This is a genomic window from Mycetocola sp., from assembly GCF_046716805.1.
Lineage (GTDB): Bacteria > Actinomycetota > Actinomycetes > Actinomycetales > Microbacteriaceae > Mycetocola_A.
The window spans coordinates 1-12426 of the sequence record NZ_JBKJWH010000161.1 but is presented as its reverse complement, the minus strand read 5'-3'; the positions used below and the strand labels follow the sequence as shown (position 1 = coordinate 12426).

Here is a 12426-nt window from a genome sequence, read left to right as displayed (position 1 = left end):
GCCACCACCAGCGCTTGAGTTCCGGTGTCGAGCGTCGGCTGCAGCACCGGGGCGAATTCCGGTGAGTGGTTGCCCGGGATGTCCTGCGCGACCCCGCCGGCGGCATCCGCTGCACGAAACACCTCCGGGTCGGTGCAGCCGACACTCCAATAGGTATAGGGAGTGCCGAGCGCCCTCGGGATGTCGCTGAAGTCCTCACTCGCACTCTGCTGGCCCAGCGCCCCGGCGCGGTCCCCGAAGAAGTCAGTGAACGCGGATGCCACCCGTTCCGTGGTCGCAGCATCGTTGTCGGTCAGCGGGAACGGGTCGAACAGCTCGAACTCCGCTTCCCTCGGCGAACCCGACGCCGCACACTCCGCGTTCACGATCCGGCGGATCGCCTCGAGGATCGTCGCGCGGGTCGCCTCGCTATAGGTGCGGATGTTGAGCTGCAGCACCGCCTGATCTGGAATGATGTTGCTCTTCGTCCCCGCCTGCAGGCTCCCCACCGTGAGCACCGCGGTCTGCCCCGGCGGAACCTCCCGCGACACAATCGTCTGCAACCGGATCACGATCATCGCGGCGAGCACCACCGGATCGACCGTCGCCTGCGGCGTCGACCCGTGCCCACCGCGCCCGAACACGGTGATCCGCATGCTGTCGGCCGCCGACAACACTGGCCCGGTGCGCGTTGCGACCGTCCCCGCCGGGCCGGGCAGCACGTGCTGCGCGAACGCGACATCCGGCTTCGGAAACAACGAGGCCAGCTGATCATCGAGCATGCGCCGCGCCCCGCCGCCGACCTCTTCGGCCGGCTGGAACAACGCGACCACCGTGCCCGACCAGCTGTCCGCAGCATCCGCCAGCAACCGGGCCGCGCCAACCAGGCAGGCGACGTGCGCATCATGGCCGCAGGCGTGCGCGACCGGCACCTCGGCGCCCGTTGCATCGACGACCGTCACGGTGGTCGCGTACGGCAGGCCGGTCGTCTCGCGCACCGGGAGCGCGTCCATGTCGGCGCGCAGCAGCACGGTCGGCCCGTCGCCGTTGCCCAGCACGCCGACCACCCCGGTTCCGCCGATGCCGGTATGCACCTCGAAGCCGGACGAGGTGAGCGCCTCAGCCGTTTTTTCGGCAGTCCGATGCTCCTGATGAGACAGTTCCGGATGCTGGTGCAGATCCCGGTAGAAATCCTCCTGCCAGGAGCGCAGACCGCCTAAGCCTTCCAGAACGGATGCCGCAGCGGTCACATCGCCTCCTCGGTATTCACACGTTTGGGTAAGGCTATACCTCGACGCTTTCAGGTACCGTGCGCACGAATGACCACCTTCGACCGCCGTCAACATTCATCTCTGGTTCACCTCGAGCGCGGAGTCGATTCATCCGAGGCGCTTAGCGTTGCCCCGGTTACTTACAGATCGTAAGTAACCGGAAAGGACAACACATCGTGACGATGACGATGACGCCCCTCGGCAGCGTTTCGGGGATGCCGAAACACGGCCAGGCAGGATCCGGCTACGTGGTCGAGCACAGCGAAACGACAATCCTGCTCGACGCAGGTGCCGGTGCGGCACTGGAACTTTCCCGCCGCATCAGCCCGTCCGACCTCGATGCGATCTTCATCTCGCACATGCACATCGATCACGTCTACGACGTCCTCGCCATCGCGAAGATGGTGCTTGCACCATCGCTCCGTAAAGATCCGGCAACCGGCGACATCATCGCAGCGCCGGAACGCCGCATACCCGTGTTCGTGCCCAAGGGCGGTGCCGAACAGCTGCACCGGCACGCGGCGACCTTTCCCGTTCGCTCACACAGCGTCCTGGACCGCGCGTTCGAGATCGCGGTCGAACTCATCGAATATTCCGCGGGCGATCGGTTCACGGTCGGGTCCCTCGACCTGCAGACCGTCGGCCTGGCACATGTGGTGCCGAACAGCGGCGTGCGAATCAGCACGGACAACGCGGTGCTCGCCTACACCGGCGACACTGGCGTCACCGACGCACTGGCGACACTCGCCGCCGGGGCGGATCTGCTCCTTGCCGAGTGCACGTATGACGAGCCGGACACGTCATCGCACGGGCACCTGTGTGCCGAGGATGCCGGTCGCGCCGCCGTCTCCGGCCGCGCCAAGCGTCTCATGCTCACCCATTTTCTGACGGCGGATGCCGCCTCCCGCGCCCAGCACCGGGATCGTGCCGCCGCTGTGTACGACGGTGACGTGTCCATTGCCGTTCCCGGTCAATCAGTCGTCATCGGCTAAACCACCGGCCATTCCGCTTCCGCTCCCCCACCACCAACACGAAGGAATCCCATGTCACTACGTCGCACCGCGACCGTCGCCCTCGCGCTCACCGCGGGGCTCAGCCTGAGCGCCTGCTCATCAGGCACTCCAGCCGCCGCCGGCTCGTCCTCCGACGAGCCGGTGTCCATCACGTTCGCGTCATACAACCTCGGCACCGAGGGTGCCGCCGGTGAAGGCACCCAGGAACTGATCGACCTGTTCATGGAGAAGAACCCCCATATCACCGTGGAAGGCCGCGCCATCCCCAACGCGGAGATCCTCACCCGCACCCGCACCGACGTCGCCGCGGGCAACGGCCCGGATGTCGTCCAGATGGGCTATTCCAAGGTGCGGGAGGCGCTCACCACTCTGCCAATGCAGTCCATCGAAGAAGCCGCCGGAGAGGAATGGGCTGAGGCGACCGAGGGCCTGCCGCAGGGCATCCTCAACACCGGCGACTGGGAGGGAAGCAACCACGGTGTCCCCTACACCGTCTCCACGCCGACCCTGTTCTACAACGCCACGCTGTTCGAAGAGCTCGGCCTCGACGCCGAAAACCCGCCGGAGACCCTCGCCGAGATCCGCGAGGCCGCAGAGGTGCTCGTCGACGCCGGTCACCACGGCGTGCACTTCGGTCTCGTTTCGGAGTCCAAGGCTGACTTCGTTGCCCAGTCGGTGCTGAACTCCGTCGGCGGTTCGCTGACCGTCGACGACGGCGAAGACATCGGCATCGATAGTGACGAGGCGAAGGAAGGCTTCACTCTGTTGCAGGACCTCGTCACCGACGGTCTGATGCCCGCTGTCAAGGCCGAGGATGCGATGGCCGCGTTCACGCAGGGCGACCTCGGGATGTTCATCAACACCACCGCATACTCCTCCAGCCTGGTGAAGGCGTCGGAGAGCGCCGGCTGGGAGGTGCGCACCGCCGGTTTCCCCGAGCTCATCGACGGGATGGCGCCAAAGCCCACCCACTCGGGTGCTGCCCTGATGATGCTCTCGACGGAGACCGCCGAGCAGCAGGCGGCATGGGAATTCATCGAGTTCATGACCAGCCCGGAGGCGTACATGATCATCACCGAGAAGATCGGCTACCTGCCGTTGCGGGCCGACATGGTCGACGACCCTGAGTGGCTCGGCGGCTACTTCGCGGAGAACCAGATGCTGGTACCCGCCCTCGAGCAGCTGAAGGATGTCGCGCCGTACCAGTTCTTCCCCGGCGAGCGCTCGAACCAGGCCACCGTCACCTACCATGACGAGGCAGTCGATCCGATCCTCGTGCAGGGCGCGGATGTCGACTCCAGCCTTGATGACGTCGCGGAGAAAATCCGGGCCGAACTCCCGTGACCTCGACCCACCGCGGGTCCGCCGGGCGTCTCACGACGCCCGGCGGGCTCGCCCGCGTTCGCCCCGCCCTGTACGTCGCGCCGGGCGTCATCTTGCTCATGGTCTGGATCTACGCGCCGTTGCTCCTGAGCGTCGTACTGAGCTTCGCGGACTGGCAGCTGACAGGAAGCAGCGAGTTCGTCGGCCTTGAGAATTACGCTCGCTTGTTCACCGACGACACGTTCTGGGTCGCTTCGGGCCAGACGGTGCTCTACGCGCTTCTGCTGCTCCCTTTCGCGACCATCGTGCCGCTCCTGCTCGCGGTCATGCTCTGGCAGCGGGCATCCCGATTTACTCATCTCTACCGGGCGGTGATTTTCTTGCCGATGATGGTGGCGCCGGTCGCGCTCGGAGTCTCCTGGCAGTTCATCCTGACCCCCCTCAACGGCCTCGTCAACGAGGTCCTCGCCTCGTTCGGCATCGCAGGATCGAACTGGCTGGGCGACCCCGCCACCTCGCTCGCCAGCATCGTCGTGATCACCTCAGCGAAGGTCATAGCCATGAACTTCTTGCTTTACAGCGCCGCGCTCGCGGGGCTTCGCCGCAACCTGCTGGATGCCGCCCGGCTCGACAACGCGACCGCGCTCGACACCACAATCCACGTCATCGTTCCTCAGTTGAAGGGAACCGTCGTGCTGCTCGGATGCCTGTCGTTGATCACCGCCGGACAATGGGCATTCAACAACATCTCGATCCTCACCCAGGGCGGGCCGAGCGCCAGCTCGGACAACATCTACTACACGATCTACCGAATGGGATTCACGTTCTTCGAGATGGGCGAAGCCTCCGCAGCATCCGTCGTGCTCCTGCTCGCGGTCGTTGCCGTCGCGGTGCTCGTGCAAGCGGGTCGCCGCATCCACGCCAGGAGGTCGGTATGACCGTCATCACACCACGCGGCGCCCGCCGCGGTCTTGGAACGTTCGGATGGCACACCGTGCTGATCGTCGTCGCCGCCGCCCAACTGTTCCCGTTGTTCTGGGCGGTGGTCACGAGCCTCAAACCGCCCGGAGAAATCTACAGCCCGACTCTGTTGGCAGAAAATCCGACGCTCGAAAACTACGCCTACGCCCTGACGCGCTTCCCTCTCGGCGCACAGTTGTTCAACACGTTCGTGATGGCGATGGGCATCGCCATCGGCCAGCTCGTGGTGGCCGTACTCGCCGCGTACGCGCTCGTCTACTTCGCGCCGAAGTGGCGAAGTATCGTGTACGTGCTGTTCGCGGCGACCCTGGCGATCCCGGCGCAGACACTGATCATCCCGCAGTTCCTCATCACCGCGGAGCTCGAGTGGCTGAATACGCCGCAGGGCCTCATCCTGCCGCAGATCGCGGGGAGCGCCCTCGCTCTGCTTTTGTTGCACCGGCACATCAAAACGCTGCCGGGATCCCAACTCGACGCCGCACGGCTGGATGGTGCGAGGTCGTGGGATACCTTCATCCACGTCGTCCTGCCGCAACTGCGACCTGCGCTGGGCGCCGTCTTCATCCTCGGCTTCATCAGTGGCTGGAACGAGTACCTGTGGCCGCTGCTGGTCGCGAGCGACCCGACAAACACGGTCGTGCAGATCGGGCTGCAGCAGTTCATGACAGCCGAGGGCAACAACTTTGGCGGCCTCCTCGCCGCGTCAGCTCTATCCACCATCCCCATCCTGCTGGTCTATGCGGTCGCCTCTCGCCAGATCACCGACGCCTTCATGAAAGCGAACGAAGCATGACGCTTATAGACGAGTTCACCTCCTCCGATTCCCGCGACATCACCGTCACCGGTCTGACCAAGTCGTTCGGTCGCACCACCGCCCTGCGGGGAGTCGACGTCACAATCCCGCACGGCTCACTCACGGTGATCGTCGGACCCTCAGGGTGCGGCAAGTCAACACTCCTGCGGGTGCTCGCCGGTCTGGAACCGGCAAGCGGAGGGTCGCTCCTCATCGGCGATGAGGATGTCACCTCCAACCCGAACCGCGATCTGGCCATGGTCTTCCAGGACTACGCGCTGTACCCGCACATGACGGTGGCGCGCAACATAGGTTTCGGCCTGCGAATGGCCTCAAAACACGGCCGGATAGAGAGGCTTAACTCAGCAGAAATCACGCACCGCACCACGCAGGTCGCGGATCTCCTCGGTCTCGGACCGATGCTCGGCCGCAAGCCGCAACAGCTCAGCGGCGGGCAGCAGCAGCGTGTGGCGCTGGCCCGTGCGATCGTTCGCCGACCATCGGTCCTGTTACTCGATGAGCCGCTGTCGGCCCTCGATGCGCAGTTGCGCGCCGAGGCCAGGATCCTCATCAGTGACCTGCACCGCGAGCTCGGCGCGACCATGGTGATGGTCACGCACGACCAGTATGAGGCGCTGTCAATGGCAACCCATCTCGTGGTCATGCAGGACGGAATCGTGCTTCAATCCGGCAGCCCCGATGAGGTGTACAACGCTCCCGCCGACCGGTTTGTCGCGTCGTTCGTCGGTAACCCACCGATGAACTTCCACGACGCACCCGGCGGTGCGAGCGTCGGCTGGCGATCGAACGCATACCGCCACCTCGCGATCGACGACATCGCGCCCACTGACGCTCTGGTGGTGGAAGGTGAGGTAATCGGGAGGGAGTTCTACGGCGACAGCCAGAGCGTACGGTGCCGCCGCGTGGATGCTTCAGGCGAGGACTTCCAGCTGGTGCAGCAGAACGGCCAGCACTGGGACCGCCTGGGCGAGCGCGTTCGGGTCGTCGTCGACGCGGACCGGCTTCACCGGTTCGACAGCTCGGGGCAACGGACCGCACCTGCTGAGATGGCGGTCAGCCGATGAACCCCACCCGACTTGTGTTCTGGAGGCACGGTGAATCGGAATACAATCGCAGCCGTCGCATCCAGGGAACGATTGACGTTCGCCTGAGCCCGCTGGGTACCGAGCAGGCTCAGGCCGCGGCAGTTCGGCTCGCCGATTTCTCGCCCCTGCGCGTTTTCAGCTCTGATCTGACTCGTGCCCGCCAGACCGCCGAACAACTCGCCACTCTGGTCGGCGGGTCGGTGAGCACCGATGAACGATTCCGCGAGCGGGGACTGGGCGAGTGGGAGGACATGTCGTATGACGCGCTGCTCGAACAATGGCCACATGCGCTCGAAGTCCTTCGCGGCTCTCGCGCAAGCGATTCGGTGCCCTCCGGCGGGGAGCATCCCGACACTGTGGTTGCCCGCGTTCTGGACGGTCTGGCCGATGCACTCGGCAGCACCGCTCCGGGTGAGACGCTTGTCATCACCGCGCACGGACTGGCGATCCTCTACGCCGTTCGTAACCTGATCGGTGATGCGGACGCCGCCGGGCTGAAGCCTCTCAGCAATGCCCATTGGACGGTTCTGGAACGAGCAGACCGGGAAGCCCCGTGGCGGCTGATCGATCACAATTCGGGCGCAGCAGTTCTCGCGGATGACGCAGCGAAAGACACCACTGTCACGCCCCCGCGCCGACGCACAAATCGCCGGAGTCACGTCGTCGATGTCGCCGAAAAACTGTTCTCGACGACCGGCTATTCGAACACCAGCGTCGAAGATATCGCCCGCGCCGCAGGTTTGACCCGTCCGGTGATTTACCAGTACTTCGGGTCGAAGGAGGGACTACTCATCGAGTGCATTCGGCGGGCTCGCGCCCAGTTGCACGAGCACCTCGAAGCGGCGGGGGTCGAACTCAGCCCTGACGTCACCCCATACGAGCTCTGGAAGCTTCGGGGCGACACCTACTTCCGTACCGTCGAGGCCAACCCGGGGCTCTGGGCTCTCGTCTATTCGAACGACACCACGCTGTCGGGCGGGCTCGCCCTCGAGGTCGGAAGGCTCCGTGAGGGGACCATCCTGTCGATCGCCGACAGGTTGCGGGCCATGACGGACGCCGATGAGGAATTGCTGCTCGCCTCCGCCTACGCCATCTCGGGGATCGGCGAGCAACTCGTCCGATTGTGGCAGCGCAATCCCGACATTCCGCGGGCCCGCTTGGCGGAGCATTATGCGGCGATCGTCAGTGGCGGACTCACTGCGCTCGGTCGCTGATCCTCGCGCCGGATTCGAGCGCCAGTGCGCCCGCCGACGAGGTGACGGTGACGCAGTCGCTTCTCGATTCGGTCGTCGACCTCGAGCCAGGTCTGGGTGCGATTGTCGAGCTGGTGGATGCAGACGGCGCGAGCCTCTTCGCGGCGACCGTGTCGGCATCCGTTCTCGACGACCTGATTTTTGCTGGCGGGTACTGGTTGCTTCGGTACGGGAGCGCGTTCAGCGGCAGCCAGGTGCACTTCTACGAAGCTGGGTAGGCGGGTCTCGATACGCTCGCTTCGCGCGCTGCTCGACCAGCGGGCGCGGGGCGGGGGGAAGCACGTGTCGCCGTGTTACCGGCGCATTAGCGCGCCACACTCAGCGCGGGGAGACTGGTCCGACCGCACTCGAGCACCAGAGAAGATCGCATGACACCGCCCAAACGCCTCATCGTCAACCTATTCGAGATGAACACACCCGGCCACATCACCCACGGGCTGTGGCGGCAGGAGGGCAACCAGCGCGAGCACTACAAGTCGATCGGTTACTGGCTCGAACTTGCCCGGGTCGCCGAGGATGCCGGCTTCGATTCGATCTTTCTCGCCGACGTCATCGGCGCGTACGACGTATATCGCGACAGCCTCGAGCCCGCCGTCACCGAGGGGCTGCAGATTCCGAACAACGATCCGCTGCTCGTCATTCCGGCGATGGCCGCGGTGACGAAACACATCGGCTTCGGTGTCACGTTCTCAACGAGCTACGAGCCGCCGTTCGCGTTCGCCCGGCGGATGAGCACCCTCGACCACCTCACCGACGGGCGCGTCGGCTGGAACATCGTCACGTCGTACCTGCCGAACGCCGCCCGCAACTTCGGGCTCGACGATCAGATCCCGCACGACACCCGCTACGAGATCGCCGACGAATACATGGACGTCGTCTACAAACTGTGGGAAGGGTCCTGGGATGACGATGCGGTGGTCGTCGACCGCGAACGGGGCGTCTTCTCGGATGCCAGCAAAGTGCGTCCCATAGACCACGTCGGCACCCACTTCACAGTGGCCGGGCCGCACCTCTCGGAGCCGTCACCTCAGCGGACTCCGCTGCTTTTCCAGGCGAGCGCGTCGGCATCCGGAATCGCCTTCGCGGCGAAACACGCCGAGGTTCTGTTCACAGCCGACCGCCCGCGAGGCTCGCTCGGCAAGAACATCGAGACGATCCGGGATGCCGCCGTCGAGCGCGGGCGCAGCACCGACGACCTGCGCTTCATCGTCATGGCCACGGTCATCGTCGGCCGGACCGACGCGGAGGTGGCCGCGAAGCTCGAGCGGTACCGGTCGTTTGAGAGCCCCGAGGGCAAGTTCATCCACCAGAGTGTGCCGTTTCGTCCGCTGGACCATCCGGGAGACATCACCGTTCGGGAGGCTCTCGAGCGTGAAGGACGGCAGGACCTCATCGACGCCGGCGGGCTTCCGCTCGCCATCACGGTCGGGCAGTACGTACAGGCGGTGGACGAGGCGTGGGACAAGAACCAGTTCTTCAGCGCCGGAACCCCCGAGAAGGTGGCCGACGACATCGAACGCTGGCTCGATGAGTACGGCATCGACGGCATCAACCTGCGCCAGTACCACTCCTTCGAAACGGCCATCGATTTCGGTGAGCTCGTTACACCCGTGCTTCGCGAACGCGGACGGATGCGAGACGCCTACGTCGACGGCGAGACGCTGCGGGACCGGATCTTCGGGCAGCCGCGGCTGCCGGAGAGCCACCCAGCCGCGCGGTATCGGGGTGGCGCGAACCTCTGAGAGCGCTGACGAGCGCAGTTTTCCTGTACTTTTTGCGCTGCCATGGGCAGACTCACGGTATGACCGGCCCGCCGCACAGCCCCTACGGTCCTCCGCGAGCATCGGCGCAGCCGAGCTATCCGCAGCAGCCGCAGGTGCCGAATGGCCTCACGACGGTCGAACCAACCCCGTCCAAGCGGGGCAACGGACCTGGGCTCGCTGCCCTGATCCTCGGTATCGCGGCGGTCGTCGCCGCACTTGTCCCGTTCGTCGGCTATCTGGCTTACCTGTTTGCCGTTCCGGGCGCCATCGTCGGCGTCGTCGGCCTGGTCCTCGTGGACCGACCACGACGGATCGCTGTGTGGGGCGTCGCCCTCTCCGGTGCCTCGGTGGTGCTCGCCAACGTGATGCCCTTCGTCTACGCTGTCGTCTTACTCTCGGGTTTGGGCGCCGGCGCGGATTGGGCCCTGAATCTGCCCAAGCCCGAAGCGACGTACATCACACCCAAGATTGTCGAGCCCGAGCTCGCTGCCGACCCCCTGCCGCTGGGTACAAAGGTCACGCTTCTCGACCCGAAGGAGAACGTGCCTGCCTACGAGGCAACGGTGAAGCAATCCGTTCTCAATGCGGACGATGTGGTCACGGGATTCGAGGACAACGAACCGCCACAGCCCGGCACACAGTGGGCGCTGGCTGAGATCGAGGTTTCCTCGCTGGGGGACCCCTACACATCCCCGGCCGTTCAGGTGAGGCTGGAGTACCTGGACTCCAGCGGCAACGTGCACGGCATGTGGGATTCCTCGGCGACACCTCCGGACGCCGACTGGAACTCCATCACCGATCTCGCCCCCGGCGCCAGTGCCGTCGGGTCCGTGGTGATCGCAATCCCTGCGCACGATCCGGCCGGCGGTCAATGGGTGATCCAATTCTCAAGCGCAGGCTACGGCGACGGGGAGCGACACTACTTCAGGGCCGAGTAACACGACCCTGTTGGCGGCGATTCTCGGGGCTGAGTCAGGACGACCCGCGGCAGTGGTGCGCGCTCTTCCTGTCGGAAGGACACCGGCGAGGCGCTGGGCTTGGACCTGCTCCAGCGGCAGGAGGAGGCGTTATCCCTCCACAGAGCAAACTGTTCAGAAAATTATCCCCACCGGCTCTTTCTCGGCCGTCTGATGTCGGGCTAATGTCGGTGGTGGGGTGTTCACTGGTCGTATGAACACCCCAAGCAGCGACGAAAATCCGGAGGGCACCCGGCCCGAGTCGGTGCCGTGTACGGGCGGCGTGGATGTGTCGGTTCTGGATGCCGATCTGACCGGGTTGGGAGCGCTGACCGGTGACGAACTCCTGATGCTGACGTCGGAGGTCGCCGGGGTTATCCGGCGGGCAGAAGCGGTGGTCCTGGCCGCCAGCAACGAGGTGGCGATCCGTTCCGACAAGGCCCGCGGTGAGACCGGCCTCGCCGCCCGGCACGGTTTCGCCCGGCCGTCGCAACTGCTCGAGCAGGTCACCGGGATGTCGGCGCGCACCGCGTCCCGGTTCGTCCGGGTCGGCGCGCTGACCGCGCAACGGACCACGGACGCCGGCCTGCCGTTGCCGGCGTTGTTCCCGGGCGTGGGTGAGGCGTTGGCGGCCGGGCTGATCGGGATCGACACCGCCGAGGCGATCACCCGGGAACTGGCCGCCGCCGCGCCGCGGGCGGAACTGAGCGACCTGGCCGTGGCGGAGACGGCGCTGGTCGGCCAGGCCACCGGGGAAACAGTGCCGGGCGGGTTGGCGGTGCCGGCGGATCTGATCGCCGGGCAGGCCCGGTTGTGGCGGGACGCCCTCGACCCGAACGGCATCGAACCCCGTGCCGAGGCGGCGTTCTCCCGCCGGGACTTCTGGGTGGCCCGGGAAACCCAGGGCGGCGTGGTGCCGTTCGGCGGCAAACTGACCATCGACGTGGCGCTGAAGCTCCGCAGCCTGTTCGACGCGATGCTCACCCCCCGCACCGCACCGCAGTGTTTGAGTGAGCAGGAGCAGCAGGACTACGACGAGGCCGCCGGGAGGGAACCGGGCCGGCCGAGGGATTCCCGAACCCCGGGCCAGCAACGCGCCGACATTCTCGCGTCGATGATCGACTCGCTGGCCCGCTCCGGGAACGCACCGACGATCAGTGGGGCGGCGCCGACGGTGCTGGTCACCGTCCCGGCGGAGGTGATCGCGAACCGGCAGGGCACCGGGCTGGCGGTCGGGGTGGCCGACCCGGTGCCGTACTCCGCGATCGAGCAGATCCTCTGCGACGGCGGCATCCAACCGGTGTTCCTCGGCCCGGACGGCCAAATCCTTGCCCTGGACAGCAAACAACGCGCGTTCACCCGCGGCCAGAAACTGGCGATCATCGCCCGCGACGGACCGACCTGCACAGAATGCGACATCCCCGCCAGCGCCGCCGAAGTGCACCATGTGATCCCCTGGTCCGAAGGCGGCCAAACCGTGGTCGGCAACGGTGTGATCCTCTGCTGGTACCACCACCGGCTGATGCACGCCGGCGAATGGCGGATCGAAATGGTCGACGGCAAACCGGTCACCATCCCACCGGACTGGATGAAACGAAAACCCTACTTCCACTGAGAAGGCGCGGCCGGTTTCTATACGGCCGCCGCCGGTGATCGACAAAGCGCCTCATCCTCACCACTGATCGGAGCGCCCGTTTCGACGAGCTGCCGGGCGTCGAGTCCCTGGTCGTCGAATAGCGGATGCCTGCTGCCGGCGCATTCAGCGGCCTCCGCATAGTCGCCCGCGAGCTCCGATGCGGCAGCGGGAGCTCTGCTCGACAGCGACTTCACGTCGTGCGGACGAAAGCACCCGTTGCGCCGCGGGTGGATTCAAGTGGTCGATGCAACACAGTCTTGTGGTGGTTCCGAGAGTAGCTGCTGGAGGGCTTCTCGTGGGGTTGCGGCGTCGAGGCGTTTTCGGGGCCGGTCGTTGAGTTTGTCGGCGACGA

Annotated in this window: 11 protein-coding genes; 10 read left to right on the top strand and 1 reads right to left on the bottom strand. The window is 65.8% G+C overall.

Translation table 11 applies throughout. The features are described from left to right. Nucleotides 1-1229: amidohydrolase (locus ACLQ62_RS13230; protein ID WP_411722102.1), on the bottom strand; the 1229-nt coding region annotated here is incomplete at its 3' end. 203 nt (nucleotides 1230-1432) lie between these two features. Between ACLQ62_RS13230 and ACLQ62_RS13225 the strand changes: the two genes are divergently transcribed. The 10 genes from ACLQ62_RS13225 (at nucleotide 1433) to ACLQ62_RS13180 (ending at nucleotide 12053) form a co-directional block, all read left to right on the top strand. Beyond that, the gene (locus ACLQ62_RS13225) at nucleotides 1433-2242 is read left to right on the top strand and encodes an MBL fold metallo-hydrolase (RefSeq protein WP_411722103.1); all 810 of its coding nucleotides are present in this window, start codon (nucleotides 1433-1435) and stop codon (nucleotides 2240-2242) included. A gap of 51 nt (nucleotides 2243-2293) precedes the next feature. Beyond that, a complete protein-coding gene (locus ACLQ62_RS13220; protein WP_411722101.1) occupies nucleotides 2294-3607 on the top strand; it encodes an ABC transporter substrate-binding protein in 1314 nt (437 codons plus the stop codon). Beyond that, on the top strand, nucleotides 3604-4524 hold the full coding sequence (locus ACLQ62_RS13215; RefSeq protein ID WP_411722100.1) for a carbohydrate ABC transporter permease: 921 nt from the start codon (nucleotides 3604-3606) through the stop codon (nucleotides 4522-4524). The genes ACLQ62_RS13220 and ACLQ62_RS13215 overlap by 4 nt, the downstream gene beginning before the upstream one ends. Next, nucleotides 4521-5360: a carbohydrate ABC transporter permease gene (locus tag ACLQ62_RS13210; RefSeq protein ID WP_411722099.1), complete on the top strand. Its 840-nt coding sequence runs from the start codon at nucleotides 4521-4523 to the stop codon at nucleotides 5358-5360. Before ACLQ62_RS13215 ends, ACLQ62_RS13210 begins: the two co-directional genes overlap by 4 nt. Then, nucleotides 5357-6445: an ABC transporter ATP-binding protein gene (locus ACLQ62_RS13205; protein ID WP_411722098.1), complete on the top strand. Its 1089-nt coding sequence runs from the start codon at nucleotides 5357-5359 to the stop codon at nucleotides 6443-6445. The genes ACLQ62_RS13210 and ACLQ62_RS13205 overlap by 4 nt, the downstream gene beginning before the upstream one ends. Beyond that, nucleotides 6442-7680, top strand: a complete 1239-nt coding sequence (locus ACLQ62_RS13200) for a histidine phosphatase family protein (protein WP_411722097.1) — start codon at nucleotides 6442-6444, stop codon at nucleotides 7678-7680. The genes ACLQ62_RS13205 and ACLQ62_RS13200 overlap by 4 nt, the downstream gene beginning before the upstream one ends. 47 nt (nucleotides 7681-7727) lie before the next feature. Continuing rightward, complete coding sequence (locus ACLQ62_RS13195) at nucleotides 7728-7937, top strand: hypothetical protein (protein ID WP_411722096.1); 210 nt, start codon at nucleotides 7728-7730, stop codon at nucleotides 7935-7937. Nucleotides 7938-8087: 150 nt separating this feature from the next. Further along, nucleotides 8088-9461 (top strand): NtaA/DmoA family FMN-dependent monooxygenase, encoded by a 1374-nt coding sequence (locus tag ACLQ62_RS13190; RefSeq protein ID WP_411722095.1) that lies wholly within the window; start codon nucleotides 8088-8090, stop codon nucleotides 9459-9461. A gap of 59 nt (nucleotides 9462-9520) precedes the next feature. After that, on the top strand, nucleotides 9521-10420 hold the full coding sequence (locus ACLQ62_RS13185; RefSeq protein WP_411722094.1) for a hypothetical protein: 900 nt from the start codon (nucleotides 9521-9523) through the stop codon (nucleotides 10418-10420). A gap of 232 nt (nucleotides 10421-10652) precedes the next feature. Then, nucleotides 10653-12053 carry a DUF222 domain-containing protein gene (locus tag ACLQ62_RS13180; protein ID WP_411722093.1) on the top strand — a complete coding sequence of 467 codons (1401 nt, stop codon included), beginning with the start codon at nucleotides 10653-10655 and terminating at the stop codon, nucleotides 12051-12053. Nucleotides 12054-12426 lie beyond the last annotated feature (373 nt).

What these genes read in the sequence shown, in the direction of transcription:
- ACLQ62_RS13210 (WP_411722099.1), top strand. Translation starts at nt 4,521, where the DNA reads ATGACCGTCATCACACCACGCGGCGCCCGCCGCGGTCTTGGAACGTTC.
- ACLQ62_RS13225 (WP_411722103.1), top strand. Translation starts at nt 1,433, where the DNA reads ATGACGATGACGCCCCTCGGCAGCGTTTCGGGGATGCCGAAACACGGC.
- ACLQ62_RS13190 (WP_411722095.1), top strand. Translation starts at nt 8,088, where the DNA reads ATGACACCGCCCAAACGCCTCATCGTCAACCTATTCGAGATGAACACA.
- ACLQ62_RS13205 (WP_411722098.1), top strand. Translation starts at nt 5,357, where the DNA reads ATGACGCTTATAGACGAGTTCACCTCCTCCGATTCCCGCGACATCACC.
- ACLQ62_RS13185 (WP_411722094.1), top strand. Translation starts at nt 9,521, where the DNA reads ATGACCGGCCCGCCGCACAGCCCCTACGGTCCTCCGCGAGCATCGGCG.
- ACLQ62_RS13220 (WP_411722101.1), top strand. Translation starts at nt 2,294, where the DNA reads ATGTCACTACGTCGCACCGCGACCGTCGCCCTCGCGCTCACCGCGGGG.
- ACLQ62_RS13180 (WP_411722093.1), top strand. Translation starts at nt 10,653, where the DNA reads ATGAACACCCCAAGCAGCGACGAAAATCCGGAGGGCACCCGGCCCGAG.
- ACLQ62_RS13200 (WP_411722097.1), top strand. Translation starts at nt 6,442, where the DNA reads ATGAACCCCACCCGACTTGTGTTCTGGAGGCACGGTGAATCGGAATAC.